The sequence below is a fragment of the Vibrio sp. ES.051 genome (genome assembly GCF_002563795.1).
Lineage (GTDB): Bacteria > Pseudomonadota > Gammaproteobacteria > Enterobacterales > Vibrionaceae > Vibrio.
The window spans coordinates 53,135-67,451 of sequence record NZ_PDJL01000004.1; the positions used below are offsets into that span (position 1 = coordinate 53,135).

The 14,317-nt window shown below is 45.8% G+C and carries 11 protein-coding genes and 10 tRNA genes; 14 read left to right on the forward strand and 7 right to left on the reverse strand.

The features are described from left to right. Positions 1-117: 117 nt before the first annotated feature. Both secB and ATG66_RS06550 read right to left on the reverse strand, forming a co-directional pair. Positions 118-582: a protein-export chaperone SecB gene (gene secB / locus ATG66_RS06545; RefSeq protein WP_098414581.1), complete on the reverse strand. Its 465-nt coding sequence runs from the start codon at positions 580-582 to the stop codon at positions 118-120. 205 nt (positions 583-787) lie between these two features. Beyond that, positions 788-1,222 (reverse strand): rhodanese-like domain-containing protein, encoded by a 435-nt coding sequence (locus ATG66_RS06550; protein WP_098414582.1) that lies wholly within the window; start codon positions 1,220-1,222, stop codon positions 788-790. A 553-nt stretch (positions 1,223-1,775) separates the two neighbouring features. Between ATG66_RS06550 and gpmM the strand changes: the two genes are divergently transcribed. Continuing rightward, on the forward strand, positions 1,776-3,308 hold the full coding sequence (gpmM, locus tag ATG66_RS06555; RefSeq protein WP_098414583.1) for a 2,3-bisphosphoglycerate-independent phosphoglycerate mutase: 1,533 nt from the start codon (positions 1,776-1,778) through the stop codon (positions 3,306-3,308). A 112-nt stretch (positions 3,309-3,420) separates the two neighbouring features. On the opposite strand, the gene ATG66_RS06560 is transcribed toward gpmM, so the two are convergent. From ATG66_RS06560 to rsgA, 4 genes are all read right to left on the reverse strand, one after another. After that, a complete protein-coding gene (locus tag ATG66_RS06560) occupies positions 3,421-4,308 on the reverse strand; it encodes a DMT family transporter (protein ID WP_098414584.1) in 888 nt (295 codons plus the stop codon). A gap of 132 nt (positions 4,309-4,440) precedes the next feature. Further along, positions 4,441-5,856, reverse strand: coding sequence for an SLC13 family permease (locus ATG66_RS06565; protein WP_098414585.1), 1,416 nt, complete (start codon positions 5,854-5,856; stop codon positions 4,441-4,443). 170 nt (positions 5,857-6,026) lie between these two features. Then, positions 6,027-6,884, reverse strand: a complete 858-nt coding sequence (gene asd, locus ATG66_RS06570; RefSeq protein ID WP_098414586.1) for an archaetidylserine decarboxylase — start codon at positions 6,882-6,884, stop codon at positions 6,027-6,029. 118 nt (positions 6,885-7,002) lie between these two features. Continuing rightward, positions 7,003-8,067, reverse strand: coding sequence for a small ribosomal subunit biogenesis GTPase RsgA (rsgA, locus tag ATG66_RS06575; RefSeq protein ID WP_098414587.1), 1,065 nt, complete (start codon positions 8,065-8,067; stop codon positions 7,003-7,005). 129 nt (positions 8,068-8,196) lie between these two features. On the opposite strand from rsgA, the gene orn reads away from it, so the two are divergent. From orn to ATG66_RS06630, 11 genes are all read left to right on the forward strand, one after another. Further along, positions 8,197-8,742: an oligoribonuclease gene (gene orn, locus ATG66_RS06580; protein WP_098414588.1), complete on the forward strand. Its 546-nt coding sequence runs from the start codon at positions 8,197-8,199 to the stop codon at positions 8,740-8,742. A 156-nt stretch (positions 8,743-8,898) separates the two neighbouring features. Further along, positions 8,899-8,974: transfer RNA gene (locus ATG66_RS06585), tRNA-Gly, on the forward strand. Between the two features lie 58 nt (positions 8,975-9,032). Further along, positions 9,033-9,109 (forward strand) — tRNA-Met (locus tag ATG66_RS06590). Between the two features lie 30 nt (positions 9,110-9,139). Beyond that, positions 9,140-9,215: transfer RNA gene (locus ATG66_RS06595), tRNA-Gly, on the forward strand. Positions 9,216-9,272: 57 nt separating this feature from the next. After that, positions 9,273-9,349, forward strand: a tRNA-Met gene (locus ATG66_RS06600). A gap of 30 nt (positions 9,350-9,379) precedes the next feature. Then, positions 9,380-9,455, forward strand: a tRNA-Gly gene (locus ATG66_RS06605). Between the two features lie 57 nt (positions 9,456-9,512). After that, positions 9,513-9,589: transfer RNA gene (locus ATG66_RS06610), tRNA-Met, on the forward strand. Between the two features lie 30 nt (positions 9,590-9,619). Then, positions 9,620-9,695 (forward strand) — tRNA-Gly (locus tag ATG66_RS06615). Positions 9,696-9,752: 57 nt separating this feature from the next. Beyond that, positions 9,753-9,829: transfer RNA gene (locus ATG66_RS06620), tRNA-Met, on the forward strand. Positions 9,830-9,859: 30 nt separating this feature from the next. Next, positions 9,860-9,935, forward strand: a tRNA-Gly gene (locus tag ATG66_RS06625). Between the two features lie 58 nt (positions 9,936-9,993). After that, positions 9,994-10,070: transfer RNA gene (locus tag ATG66_RS06630), tRNA-Met, on the forward strand. Positions 10,071-10,688: 618 nt separating this feature from the next. On the opposite strand, the gene queG is transcribed toward ATG66_RS06630, so the two are convergent. Beyond that, positions 10,689-11,816 carry a tRNA epoxyqueuosine(34) reductase QueG gene (gene queG, locus ATG66_RS06635; RefSeq protein ID WP_098414589.1) on the reverse strand — a complete coding sequence of 376 codons (1,128 nt, stop codon included), beginning with the start codon at positions 11,814-11,816 and terminating at the stop codon, positions 10,689-10,691. A gap of 324 nt (positions 11,817-12,140) precedes the next feature. On the opposite strand from queG, the gene tsaE reads away from it, so the two are divergent. Both tsaE and ATG66_RS06645 read left to right on the forward strand, forming a co-directional pair. Then, positions 12,141-12,605, forward strand: coding sequence for a tRNA (adenosine(37)-N6)-threonylcarbamoyltransferase complex ATPase subunit type 1 TsaE (gene tsaE / locus ATG66_RS06640; RefSeq protein WP_098414590.1), 465 nt, complete (start codon positions 12,141-12,143; stop codon positions 12,603-12,605). Further along, positions 12,599-14,314, forward strand: coding sequence for an N-acetylmuramoyl-L-alanine amidase (locus tag ATG66_RS06645; protein WP_098414591.1), 1,716 nt, complete (start codon positions 12,599-12,601; stop codon positions 14,312-14,314). The genes tsaE and ATG66_RS06645 overlap by 7 nt, the downstream gene beginning before the upstream one ends. Positions 14,315-14,317: the final 3 nt, after the last annotated feature.

Consider the following 14,317-nt stretch of genomic DNA (forward strand, 5'->3'; position numbering starts at 1 on the left):
ACGATGAGGAACCAGAAATAAAAAATGCACATTGCATCAGATTGTGGACGCTATGTGCATTTTATTCGGATGTGTGGCGGGAATGCTTACTGCGCTACGCCACTAACAAAACGTGAATTACGCTTCAACTTCGTCTTGTTGAGCTTGCTGTTGCAAGTAGTTCATGAATAGCGCATCGAAGTTAACGGGCGCTAGGTTCAGTTGAGGGAACGTACCTTTAACCACTAAGCTTGAGATAGTTTCACGAGCGTATGGGAATAGGATGTTCGGGCAGAATGCACCGAGGCAATGCGCGAGTTGACCCGCTTCCATTTGCTCAGCAGTGAAGATGCCACCTTGTTGAACTTCACATAGAAACGCAGTTTCTTCTTCGTTCTTAACCGTAACGGTGAGACGCAGAATGACCTCGTAAACACCTTCACCAAGCTCGCGGCTTTGCGTGTCTAGGTCTAGTTTAACGTCTGGGTTCCATTCTTTTTGGAAGATTACTGGAGAGTTAGGCGCTTCAAAAGAAACGTCTTTTAGAAAGATACGTTGAATTGCGAAGTTTTGTTGTGCTTCTTGTGGTGCTGCTTCAGCCATTTTTTAATCCTTAATAAACATTGGTTGAGTCTAGAACCGTCTAAACTCAGAAAACTGGTTTGTCCTGAGACTAACTGAGCAAACCTACCTTGACTAGATGAAGCATGTATTACGTGCAAAGCGTCACAACTTAATGCTTCAAGTGCTTTCTATTTGCTCAGTTTATTACCCATGAGGCTTGGCAAAGTTACGGTGAATACGAGCCTTACTTTTTACCACGAACTAGAGGCAGATTGGCTTCATTCCAAGCCGTCAAGCCATTTTTCAGTAGGCTGACTTTTTCAAATCCTGCCTGGGCCAGTAGGTTGGCGCTTTCTTGAGCATTTTGGCCCGTCTTGCATACCACAATGATTGGGTCTGATTTGTGGTTTTCAAGGCTACCGAAGTTACCCGCTTTAATCTCGGACGGTAAAATGTGAAGTGAGTCGGTGATGTGACCTTTTTTGAACTCGTCTTTCGTACGGATATCTACGACTACGCCGTTTTCGCGGTTCATTAGGTGAGTCAGTTGGTTTACGTTGATTTCTTTGTATGCCGCTGTCGCTGACTTCATGAGGTTCATGATAAATGCGACAAGAAGACCTACCCAAACCAAAGATAGGATCATGTTCTGTTGGAAAAATTCAATGTACTCTTGCATGTCTTGAGCTCTTACGCTGTTGGCGGAAAAATAAAGCAGGAGTATAGCGAGGTTAAGCGTTTTAGGCGAGAGGGTTAAAATTTTCTAACGAATAATTGAGATCTCTATAAATTCCCTACATCGTTGCTATCTTTTGGCTGTCGCCACGATTGTTGATTGTTTTTGTCTATTGAGTTCATCGGTGTAAGTGACTTCTTTTTTGCTGAAGTAAAGGCAACAATGGGCCTTATGTACTCACTATTAACGTTTGACGCTCCTAGTCACGTGTGCATTTTGTCTGTGATAACGGAGCAAATAGAGAGCAAGGAAATCAAACGTAGCCATGAGTGTACAAAGCGTATTGAGAATGACTATGCTTGTGGGACATGTTTGTCGGCGCTGACTTGTTGCCCGCTAACTTGTAAGATAACAACAATAAATCGCGAACATTATTTGATCTTAACCTACAGTTTTGGTTACAAAGTGTAGTAAAATTACGCTAGTTTTGTTTCAAGGTTAGAAGGGCAGCGAAGCTCTACGCCAAAAGTTACTTAAATTTGATGAGGTCATCACTATGTCAGCTAAGAAGCCACTGGCTCTAGTTATCCTTGACGGTTACGGTTACCGTGAAGACACAGCAAGTAACGCAATTGCGAATGCGAAAACACCAGTATTGGATGCACTGATTGCGAACAACCCACATACACTAATTTCTGCTTCAGGTTTAGATGTTGGCCTGCCTGACGGTCAAATGGGTAACTCTGAAGTTGGTCACACTAACATTGGCGCAGGTCGCGTTGTATACCAAGATTTAACTCGTATTACGAAGTCTATCGCTGACGGTGAGTTTGCAGAAACCCCAGCGCTAGTTGAAGCGGTTGATGCCGCAGTGAAAGCAGAGAAAGCCGTTCACATTATGGGGCTTATGTCTCCTGGTGGCGTACATTCTCATGAAGATCATATTTACGCCGCCGTTGAGATGGCAGCAGCACGTGGCGCTGAAAAGATCTATCTACACTGCTTCTTAGACGGCCGTGATACGCCGCCGCGCAGCGCAGAAGCTTCTCTACAACGCTTCCAAGATCTGTTTGCGAAATTAGGCAAAGGGCGCGTTGCTTCATTGGTGGGACGTTACTACGCAATGGACCGTGACAATAACTGGGACCGCGTTCAAGTTGCTTACGATCTGCTTACTCAAGCGAAAGCCGAGTTCACCGCTGAAACGGCAGTGGCGGGTCTAGAAGCCGCTTACGCTCGTGAAGAAAACGACGAATTTGTGAAAGCCACCGTCATCAAGGCGGAAGGCGAAGAAGATGCAGCCATGCAAGATGGCGATGCGGTTATTTTCATGAACTACCGTGCTGACCGTGCACGTCAAATCACGCGTGCATTCGTGCCTGACTTTGACGGTTTTGAGCGTGCAGCATTCCCTGCCATTAACTTCGTGATGCTGACACAATACGCGGCTGATATCCCTCTCGCCGTTGCCTTTCCTCCAGCGTCACTAGAAAACACATACGGTGAGTGGTTATCTAAACAAGGTAAAACTCAGCTTCGTATCTCTGAGACAGAGAAATACGCACACGTGACTTTCTTCTTTAATGGTGGTGTTGAGAGCGAGTTTGAAGGTGAAGAGCGTCAGCTTGTCGCGTCACCAAAAGTCGCGACGTACGACCTACAACCAGAGATGAGCTCTTCTGAGCTTACCGAAAAGCTGGTTGCGGCTATCAAGTCTGGTAAGTTTGACACTATCATCTGTAACTACCCGAACGCCGATATGGTTGGTCACACTGGCGTTTATGAAGCGGCGGAGAAAGCCATTGAAGCGCTAGACGAAAGTGTGGGCAAAGTCGTTGAAGCTATCAAAGCCGTAGGAGGACAGTTACTGATCACGGCCGATCACGGTAACGCAGAAATGATGGTGGATCCAGAAACGGGCGGCACGCATACCGCGCACACTAGCCTACCAGTACCGCTCATTTACGTTGGCGACAAAGCGGTTGAGTTCAAAGAAGGTGGTAAACTGTCTGATCTAGCACCAACCATGCTCTATCTCGCAGGCCTAGAAACTCCGCCTGAAATGTCTGGCGATGTGCTCGTTAAATAATTAACGGACATTCAGAAAGACACAAGCCCGAGTAAAGCTCGGGCTTTTTTGTTGTTTAGAGAAAAGGGCGTACACGGCTTATGCTTAAGGGGATCGTAAGGGCGATGTGATGTTACTGGACTAAAATTCCTGCGCCGACTACGGCCAGTGCCGCCCCCAACCAAGCGAATCGATTGGGTCTGCGTTTGGTATAAACCCAGAGGAGTGGCAATAACATGATAGGAGTGGTGGAAGATAGCAGCGCAACCATGCCGACATTTCCTTGCTGCAAAGCGTATAAAATTAAGGTCATACCAACGGCCATAGCAAGAAAGCCATTCAGTGCGGTAATACCGAAAACGCGCCATGTAATACGTTGAGTAGAACGGGCAACTTTGACTCCAACGATTAGCAGCATGCCGTGAGCAATAAAGGCGCTGATCATACGAATCGCTGAAGCGGCGATAGGGTCGACGCTAGTTTGCATCACAGGTTTAGCGATGATGCCTCCTAATGCTTGGCACATTGCGGCCGTTAGTCCCAGTCCTACGCCTACCCAGAGGTTGCCCTTAACCTCCTCAAGGACATTATAGGTTTGTCCTCGCCGGCCAAAAAAAATGGCCATCACAACACCACTAAACACAAGCGCTGCGCCAGTCAATTCGAGTGCGGTCATGCTCTCACTAAATAGGAAGTAACCTAAGAGAGCGGAGAACACCGCATGGCACGAGAACAGTAAGCCTGCTTGTCTTGGTCCCATCCGATTCAAGCAAGCAAACAGGGCGGTATCGCCAATGAAGATACCAATCAAACCAGAAGCCATCATTGGAGTAACGTGTTCTATCGAAACAGTCAGCCAGCCACCTGTTACCCAAGCCATGATGGATAGGATCGCAGCCGTGCAGCCCATACGCCAGCGACTATAAGAAAAGGCGCCCAGATGTTGCGCAGGAATGACGGAAATTAGACTAGAAACCGCCCACAGAAAAGCGGCGCCCAGAGCAAGCCATTCATAACCCATGATTAATGACGTCCTTGTAGAGTCGAGAAGCCTTAATATGCACGAAATTTTATCGATGTAAAAGCCGCTCAGTGATGGCAATGGTGGGCATATAAGCTCCGTGATAACCCACCTTGTCACGGAGCTTTGCGATTAGAAGAAAATTAGAATTGCACCATAAACAATGAATAGACCCATTAAGCCGAGAATAAGGCCGACTTTTGCCATATCTTTACTTTCGATGAGGCCAGTCGAATAAGCCAGTGAATTAGGGGGAGTCGAAACGGGGAGGATCATGCCAAGTGAAGCGGAGAAAGCCACCACAATCAGCAAGCCTTGCAGGCCTCCTATCGCGACTAAGCTTGGCATTGACGCTCCAATCGCTGCGGCAATAGGCATCAATAAGTTGGCGGTGGCCGTGTTCGACATAAAATTTGCCATGAGCCAGCAGACAACAGAGAGCGTCAACACTACCGAAAATGGCGAGAGTGCTTCGTAGTTAATCGCGTGGGCTAACGCTTCTGCTAACCCCGTTTTGTCTAAGGCTATACCAATCGCAATACCACCTGCGACTAACCACAGAACATCCCAGTTGATCTGCTTGAGTTCTTCTTTACCCATGATGCCCGTTAGGGTGAAAACAGCGAGTGGAATAATGGCCACTACATAAGTGTTCATCCCATGAGCTTGAGTCGTCATCCACAGCAATATGGTGAGGGCAAAAGTGATATAAACCACCATCGCGCGCCAGCTCTTTTTGAACGTGCCGTCCAACTTGAGTTGCATTTCAGCTTCGCTTGACGGAAATAATTTTTGGAGCAAGAACCAAGCAATGGTCAATTGTATCAATACAAATGGCAGACCCATTGTCATCCAAGAAAGAAAGTTGATCGCGTTTTCTCCGGTTAAATACTGCAGCGCAATCGCGTTGGGAGGGGTACCAATTGGAGTTGCAATGCCGCCAGTATTGGCCGCGATAGGAATGCACAGAACTAACGCTTTAATGCCTAAATCGCCTTTGGGTGCCGAAGCGACAATAGGGCCAAGCAGCGCCAGCATCATTACCGTTGTTGCAGTGTTCGACATAAACATCGAGAAAACGGCGGTAATCAACATTAAACCGAGCATAATGAACTTAGGTTGGGTACCAAATGGTTTAAGCAGTACTCGGGCGAGGTTGTTATCCAACTCATATTTAGAGGCCGCAATCGCCAACGCAAAGCCGCCCATGAAAAGAATGATGATCGGCGAAGAAAAGGCAGAGAAAATGTCGGTGTAAGGAATCAACTCACCCAGATCATGTCCCGGAGGTGGTTTACGAAAGAGATGTAAGCCTCTGTCGGAAATCATGATCAGTTCAAGCGCGATGATAAGAATGGAAGTGGCAAAAACAGGAACAGGCTCAAGAACCCACAGTAACGCAGCGAGAAGAAAAATGGCTAAAAGGCGGTGCTGTATGAGCGTGAGATCCTCGATGGGTATGGCATCAATCGGCATCATTAAGACACCAAGTGGAATAAAAAAGCACACCAGCAGTTTTGCTAGGGTACTTACATGCATCGTTGGCATTGGCAATCCCTCTACGTATTCATTTCTAATCGCAGGGTAATTGATTGTGCTTTTAGGGTCTTAGAGGCAAGTACGAGTTTGAGAAAGTGAGTGTGAATATCGGTCGGAATTTTGCTTTTCATCAATAAAAAAGAGCCCTAATTTTAGGACTCTTACCAATTGATTCAGTGTTACTTTTTGTGGGCGTAAGAAGTGCCCATAACCGTCAGCTTGCCATTCATCATACTCTCATCGAAAGAGATGGCATCTTTAGCGAACAAATTGATAACGGTAGAGCCAAGTTTGAATCGGCCCATTTCTTGGCCTTTCTTCAGGGTAACTGCTTTATCGCCTTGGGCTGGGTAATCCCATTTGTAGACCGAATTTCCGCGTGGTGGTGTGATCGTACCTGCCCACACTTGCTCGATACTACCTACAATAGTCGCACCTACAAGTACTTGTGCCATTGGACCAAAATCTGTATCGAAAATACATACCACGCGCTCGTTACGTGCGAATAGGTTTGGCACGTTTTCAGCGGTTAATGGATTCACAGAAAAAAGGTCACCAGGAACATAAATCATCTGACGTAACGTACCGTCACATGGCATATGAACACGATGGTAGTCGCGCGGTGACAAATACAGCGTAGCGAATGAGCCGTCTTGAAATTCGTTGGCTAAATTAGTATCGCCACCAAGTAATTCCTGTGCCGAGAAATAGTGACCTTTTGCTTGAATCAGTTGACCATTTTCAATCGGTCCAAATTGGCTAACGCAAGCATCGGCAGGATGGGTGATGACCTCATCGCCTTCAGTGACTGGACGTGCGCCTTCTTTTAGTTCACGCACAAAAAAATCATTGAACGTTTTGAAATGCTTAGGATCTGAGTGTTTTGCCTCATCCATGTTCACATTGTATTGTTTGATAAACCAACGAATAACCGCTGTTGTTAGACTGCCTGCCTTGGCTGAAGCCAGTTTGCCCATTAGGCGAGTGAGGCCATGTTGTGGGATCCAGTACTGCAGTCCAACTTTAAACTTGTCCATCTTTATATTTCCGATATTTCTGTTAGATACGCGCTTTAGGGCGCGTGATGTTACTGAAATTTAATTTGCTTGTCAGTATTAGTTGAAGAATTCTTACACAGTTACAAGCGTAACTCAGTTATAGATCTGCTTTCTTGTTGCGTGAGTACTGACGATTCGCTTTGTTCTCGCCCATGCTCTCTAAAATGCGATGGTAGTTGTCAAAGCGAGTTTTACTGATATCACCTTTCTCTACCGCCTCGCGTAAGATGCAGCCTGGATCGTCATTATGTTTACAATCTCGGAATTTGCAGCCACCTAAGTAAGGTCTAAACTCAACGAATGCTTTAGTGACTTCTTCGGCTTCTAAGTGCCACAGTCCGAATTCACGCACTCCTGGTGAATCGATGAGCTCACCACCTGTAGGAATATGATATAGACGCGCAGCGGTCGTAGTATGCTGGCCTAAGCCTGAGTTTTCAGACACTTCACCTTCTTCAATCTCTTGTTCCAGCTCTGGCATCAAGGCATTGACGAGACTCGATTTACCCACACCAGATTGGCCCACAAAGATGTTAATGCGATCACTCAATAGCGCTTCTAACTCAACAATACCTTCACCAGACTTTTTACTTACCAATAAGACTTTATAGCCAATACGTTCGTACGCTTTTAGCCACTCTTCATACTTGGCACGGTCTTCAGCTGTCAGCAGATCGACTTTGTTTAACACCAATACTGGCGAGATGTTCAAGGTCTCGGAGGCCACTAAGTAACGGTCAATAATATTAAGCGAAAGTTCTGGCAAAACCGAAGAGACGATGATCATTTGGTCAATGTTTGCTGCTACGGGTTTGAGGCCATCATAATAATCAGGTCGAGTCAGGACTGATGTTCGAGGTTCAACGGCTTCGACAACACCAGAGATACCCGCCATGGACTCCAACCCTTCGCGCCATAACACACGATCACCAGAGACCAAAGATTCGATACCACGACGAAGATTACAGCGTTGAATCTCACCGGTTTCAAGATCTTCGATGTCCGCGTGTTGACCAAAACGAGTGATCACGAGGCCTTGTTTGCTCGCGCCGAGCATGTTTTCATCCCATTGAATGGAGTCATCTTGTTTTTTTAAGCGCTTTTGTTGGTTGTTGCGTACGCGTCGCACCTGACCTTTGGTTAACTTTTTCTTTTTTGCCACAATTCTGTACTTTATGTGAATTTACTCAAAAGAGTGAGCCTTAGTTTAGGCTCCGTGTGAGAGTATCGTGTTTCGAGTATTTTCAGGTATAGTACCTCTTTTATCGATAAACAAATAGGCGGCGTAACCATGTCCTTTAATGATCAAAACCTAATTTGGGTTGATTTAGAAATGACAGGGCTCGATCCTGAAACGCATAAAATCATCGAAATTGCTTCTATTGTCACGGACAGTGAGCTGAATATTTTAGCTGAAGGTCCAGTATTGGCGGTTCATCAGCCAGAGGCAGAGCTGGCCAAAATGGATGACTGGTGTACCAATACGCATACGGCAAGTGGTTTGGTGGAGCGCGTTCGCAACAGTAAAACCTCAGAGCAAGACGCCGTAAAACAAACGATTCAGTTTTTAGAAGAGTGGGTGCCGAAGGGAGCTTCTCCAATTTGTGGCAATAGTATTGGCCAAGATCGCCGTTTCTTGTACAAGCACATGCCAGAATTAGAAGAGTATTTCCACTATCGATATATTGATGTGAGCACTCTGAAAGAATTGGCTCGTCGCTGGCAGCCAGAGATCTTAGATGGCTTCACGAAAAAAGGCACTCACTTGGCTTTGGATGATATTCGGGAGTCAATAGCGGAACTTAAGTACTATCGAGAGACCATTTTTAAGATTTAACTGTTAAGGTTGCGATCCAAAGTGTAGGTATTTGTGTTGCTTTTGGTTGCTTTTTCATCGTTCAGTAAAAAAATAAAGTTTTTTTGAAGGAAGGACTTGCATCACAAAAAAATGCTCTTATAATTCGCAGCCCTAAACAGCGGAAACGTTGTTGATGCGACACTAGCTCAGTTGGTAGAGCGCAACCTTGCCAAGGTTGAGGTCACGAGTTCGAACCTCGTGTGTCGCTCCAGTTTCTTTCTTTACAGAAAGTCAGGTCTTCATCGTACCCAACGGTGACACAATACGGACGCGGGGTGGAGCAGTTTGGTAGCTCGTCGGGCTCATAACCCGAAGGTCGTTGGTTCAAATCCAGCCCCCGCAACCACATTTCATTAATAGCGATTGCTGTTAATATGCGACACTAGCTCAGTTGGTAGAGCGCAACCTTGCCAAGGTTGAGGTCACGAGTTCGAACCTCGTGTGTCGCTCCACTTTCTTTCGTTAGAAAGTAATAGCCTTCATCGTGCTTAACGGTGATACAATACGGACGCGGGGTGGAGCAGTTTGGTAGCTCGTCGGGCTCATAACCCGAAGGTCGTTGGTTCAAATCCAGCCCCCGCAACCACATTTCATTAATAGCGATTGCTGTTAATATGCGACACTAGCTCAGTTGGTAGAGCGCAACCTTGCCAAGGTTGAGGTCACGAGTTCGAACCTCGTGTGTCGCTCCACTTTCTTTCGTTAGAAAGTAATAGCCTTCATCGTGCTTAACGGTGATACAATACGGACGCGGGGTGGAGCAGTTTGGTAGCTCGTCGGGCTCATAACCCGAAGGTCGTTGGTTCAAATCCAGCCCCCGCAACCACATTTCATTAATAGCGATTGCTGTTAATATGCGACACTAGCTCAGTTGGTAGAGCGCAACCTTGCCAAGGTTGAGGTCACGAGTTCGAACCTCGTGTGTCGCTCCACTTTCTTTCGTTAGAAAGTAATAGCCCTCATCGTGCTTAACGATGATACAATACGGACGCGGGGTGGAGCAGTTTGGTAGCTCGTCGGGCTCATAACCCGAAGGTCGTTGGTTCAAATCCAGCCCCCGCAACCACATTTCATTAATAGCGATTGCTGTTAATATGCGACACTAGCTCAGTTGGTAGAGCGCAACCTTGCCAAGGTTGAGGTCACGAGTTCGAACCTCGTGTGTCGCTCCAGTTTCTTTCTTTACAGAAAGTCAGGTCTTCATCGTACCCAACGGTGACACAATACGGACGCGGGGTGGAGCAGTTTGGTAGCTCGTCGGGCTCATAACCCGAAGGTCGTTGGTTCAAATCCAGCCCCCGCAACCAATTCAAGACGATAATTTACGTGGTTACAGTTTCTCTAATCTTCATTTCGTCTCCGGATGCGTGACCTGATTTATATGGGCATCTCGCAACCAAATCACATCGCTCTTTTCATAATGCTGAGAAGCATCAATCCCTAAAAATAAGTTTCAATCCGCATTATATGGTGTCGGACGATTTTGTTCGTGTTTAAAACATGATATGAATCGGTTGGCGTATAAGCATAGTGATGTTTGGCGTGTTTTATCTACTTTAATTAACAGAGTTATCCACATACGGCGTTCTGTGGATAAGTTGGTTGATAAAGTGTTTTTAGCGTAACTTTTTTTGGGGGGAGAGAAAGATCTTTTCGTTATTAAATAACGGCGATGATGAAGAAATAATGCTTAACCCATTGTTAAATAAAAAGAAAATAAGCTTTTCGTCGGATCGGATGTATTGCGATAGGATCATTACCTTATGTTTTTTTGATCCTAGTCATTTATTCAAGATGTGTTTAACTTTTCCCGACAAGTTCTTTTCTATTGATTCTCAAAATTTTTTCCACATTTAAAAATTGAGAACAAGGTCATGAATTGATCATGCAAAATTCATTTCAATCTCTTGCATATAGGCTACGCATTATGCGTCTCTTGGTAAGCCCTTCTCGATAATTCTGATTAAGCGCTTTTTCTTTGTCTCTATAGATATTTTGTCTTCAATAGGGAGCTGATTCAGTTGCTGGGCAAGCGCCCATTCGATGTGTTCATCAAGTAATTTACTTTCACCTTGCCGAGTTTCCAGAGCATCAATGACTCGTTGACTGTATTCGGCATTGCCAAGTGCGACAGCAATATTACGTAGCCACTGTAAATGTCCTATTCGACGAATAGCAGAGCCTTCCATTGCTTTTAGAAAGGTCACTTCATCCCAGTAAAACATAGCAACTAGGTCAGGATTGCTGACACTTTCACGGCGATGAAAATCACGTTGCTCGGTTATATCGGCGTAGCGATTCCAAGGACACACCAGCTGGCAATCATCACAACCATAGATTCGGTTACCGATAGGTTTGCGAAATTCTTCTGGGATAACCCCATTAAACTCAATCGTCAGATAAGAAATGCAGCGTCTTGCATCGACGACTTTGTCTTCAACGATCGCTTGAGTTGGGCATGATGTAATACACGCTGTGCATTTCCCACACTGGTCGGTACTGGGTTCGTCCACTGGTAGCGGCAGATCAATCAGAAGTTCACCTAAGAAGAACCACGAGCCACATTCTTTATCTAAAATGAGAGAGTGCTTACCTGTCCAGCCTAGCCCGGCTTTTTGGGCAAGAGGACGTTCTAATATCGGGGCGGAATCAACAAAAGGGCGGTAACCATATTGACCAACCTCTTGTTCGATTAATTTCCCCAACTTGCTGAGCTGTTTGCGTACCAGTTTATGATAATCGCGTCCTAGCGCATAACGGCTAATGTAAGCGTGATTTTTATTCGCGAGATTGGATGCAAACTGTGCTTCTGGTGGGAGATAGTCCATCCGCACGCTAATGACGCGCATCGTTCCTGCTAACAGCTCCGAAGGTCGGGCGCGCATCATTCCATGACGAGCCATCCAGTCCATCGAACCGTGATAACCGGCGTCGAGCCATTTCTGGAGTGCGGCTTCATGCTCACTAAGGTCAACATCGCAGATTCCGACTTTTTGAAAGCCAAGCTCTTTTCCCCAAATTTTGATTTGTTGTGCGAGTTGTTCGTTGTTCATGTTAACCACCAAAATAAATGGGGGCGGATCTTAACGGATCTCTAGCTTTGGTGCTACCTAGTTATGTTCGTTTTTGGGCTTGCCACAGCACTTCACTTTTCTTCTTGAGCTCGTGTCGGTGGCATCGCTTTGAATCCTGCATTTTGAAGTTATTTAAGTATATTATACATCTAGACTGATATTGCGGAGGTTAAGATACAATTGTGATACAACTTTTTTCGCACATATGACATTTGAAAGCTTGTCTCTCAAAACCAACACGGTTTACTATCCCTGTTCTTTTGATTTTTATATAGTCAGCGATCATTAGTTAGAGAAGCATCAATGAGCACGAAACAATTTAATTTAAAAGATGAACACGATACGGTAGCTCTGGGTGCCGCATTGGCTCACCTTTGTTCTCAACAAACCACGATCTATCTGCATGGTGATTTGGGGGCGGGTAAAACGACCTTCAGCCGTGGTTTTGTCCGTGCTCTTGGGCATCAAGGTAATGTAAAAAGTCCGACTTATACCTTAGTCGAACCGTATCAATTGGATAAGTGGCAAGTTTATCATTTCGATCTTTATCGTCTTGCTGATCCTGAAGAGCTTGAGTTTATGGGTATTCGAGATTACTTCACTGACGATGCCATTTGTTTAGTTGAATGGCCTGAAAAAGGGCATGGTTTGCTGCCTCAGCCGGATCTTGATGTGAACCTTCGCTATCAAGGTGAGCAGCGTGTTGCCGAACTAACCGCGAACAATAATTATGGCATGCAGTTACTTAGTCGATTGGAGCAATGTTGAGTTTTTTAAATTTTAGAGTGGTGGCGACGTTTGTCGCCACTTTTCTCCTTATCATCCCCAACTTAGCATTTGCTAACGTCGTTAAGAGCTTTCGAGTTTGGCCTTCACCAGATGAAACCCGTGTTGTCATCGATTTAGGCTCGGAAGCGGACTATTCCTATTTCTCATTATCTGGACCGGATCGCCTTGTGGTGGATCTGAAAAACACCACGATGCAAGCGAAGTTGCCAGTCACGGTTTCTGATAGCCCTGTCCTGAAGCTCGTACGTAAAAGCACTCCGCCAGAAAAGGGGACGTATCGTTTGGTCTTTGAGCTCAAAAGAAGTGCTCAAGCAGAGTTATTTACATTAAGTCCGACACCTGGAGGGCAATATGGCCATCGTTTGGTGCTTGATCTATCACACGGTAAGAAAAAGTCGACATCGGCCTCCAAGGCGAGTAAAGCATCTGCAAACAGTAAAAACATGAGTACAGTGCAACGTGCTCAAGAAGTGTTGATTGTGATCGATCCCGGTCATGGTGGTGAAGATCCCGGTTCAATTGGTCCGTCTCGTCGTAAGTATGAGAAGGACGCGGTATTAAGTATCTCTCGTAAAATAGCGGCTCAGCTTGATGCAACGCCGGGAATCAAAACCCGAATGACTCGTACTGGGGACTATTTTGTTAACTTGAATCGTCGCGTCGCGATTGCTCGGGAAAATGACGCACATTTGCTAATCTCCGTTCACGCAGATGCGTTTACGTCTCCTAAGCCACGTGGAGGTTCCGTTTTCGTTTTGAACACTCGCCGTGCAAACACCGAGATTGCTCGCTGGGTTGAAAATCATGAGAAGCAATCGGAATTGTTAGGTGGTTCGGGTAATGCCTTTGCCACTAAGACCAAAGATCGTAACGTGAACCAAACCTTATTGGATCTGCAGTTTAGCCATTCAAAGAAAGAAGGCTATAACCTCGCGACCGAGATTTTGGGTGAAATGGGACGCGTTGCGCACTTGCACAATACGAAGCCAATCAATACCAGTCTCGCGGTCTTGCGTTCTCCGCAAATTCCATCTGTACTGGTGGAAACAGGGTTTATCTCCAACCCTACGGAAGAGCGATTGCTCTTCCAACGAGCCCATCAGGATAAGTTGGCCCAAGCGATCACCAAGGCAGTAGTGCAATATTTGAAAAAGAACCCACCAGAAGGCACGGTATTTTCGCCTTCAGCGAAACCGCTGGTGCACGTAGTTAAACGCGGAGAATCTTTGTCGGTGATTGCGCATCAATATGGAACTAGCTCAAAGGCGCTGATGTCGGCAAACAAATTGAAGTCGACAGGGTTGGCAATAGGTCAGAAACTCAGAATTCCTTCGACTGGCTCGATTAAGGTGCCAAGTAAACCGATTACGGTTGAGACAGAAACCATTACTCATACGGTTAAGCCTGGGGAGTACTTAGGTAAAATTGCGAGCCATTATAAAGTGAAAGTATCTGACATCCGGCGTGAGAACCACTTGAAGTCTGATACCTTATGGGTGGGACAGAAGCTCAAAATTACCGTTGCAGTCAAAGACAAGCCGATTCGTAAGCACAAAGTGTCTCGAGGTGAATATCTTGGTAAGATAGCTGCTAAATACGGAGTCAGCGTCTCAAGCATTCGTAAAGCCAATAACTTACGCTCAGACCAACTTTCTGTAGGGCAGTTCTTGATCATTCCAAATAAGTAAGTG

Bases quoted from the DNA above. Each gene is read 5' to 3' on its own strand.
- orn (WP_098414588.1), top strand. From the start codon at position 8,197: ATGTCCTTTAATGATCAAAACCTAATTTGGGTTGATTTAGAAATGACA.
- ATG66_RS06550 (WP_098414582.1), bottom strand. From the start codon at position 1,222: ATGCAAGAGTACATTGAATTTTTCCAACAGAACATGATCCTATCTTTG.
- ATG66_RS06565 (WP_098414585.1), bottom strand. From the start codon at position 5,856: ATGCCAACGATGCATGTAAGTACCCTAGCAAAACTGCTGGTGTGCTTT.
- asd (WP_098414586.1), bottom strand. From the start codon at position 6,884: ATGGACAAGTTTAAAGTTGGACTGCAGTACTGGATCCCACAACATGGC.
- gpmM (WP_098414583.1), top strand. From the start codon at position 1,776: ATGTCAGCTAAGAAGCCACTGGCTCTAGTTATCCTTGACGGTTACGGT.
- tsaE (WP_098414590.1), top strand. From the start codon at position 12,141: ATGAGCACGAAACAATTTAATTTAAAAGATGAACACGATACGGTAGCT.
- ATG66_RS06645 (WP_098414591.1), top strand. From the start codon at position 12,599: ATGTTGAGTTTTTTAAATTTTAGAGTGGTGGCGACGTTTGTCGCCACT.
- ATG66_RS06560 (WP_098414584.1), bottom strand. From the start codon at position 4,308: ATGGGTTATGAATGGCTTGCTCTGGGCGCCGCTTTTCTGTGGGCGGTT.
- queG (WP_098414589.1), bottom strand. From the start codon at position 11,816: ATGAACAACGAACAACTCGCACAACAAATCAAAATTTGGGGAAAAGAG.
- secB (WP_098414581.1), bottom strand. From the start codon at position 582: ATGGCTGAAGCAGCACCACAAGAAGCACAACAAAACTTCGCAATTCAA.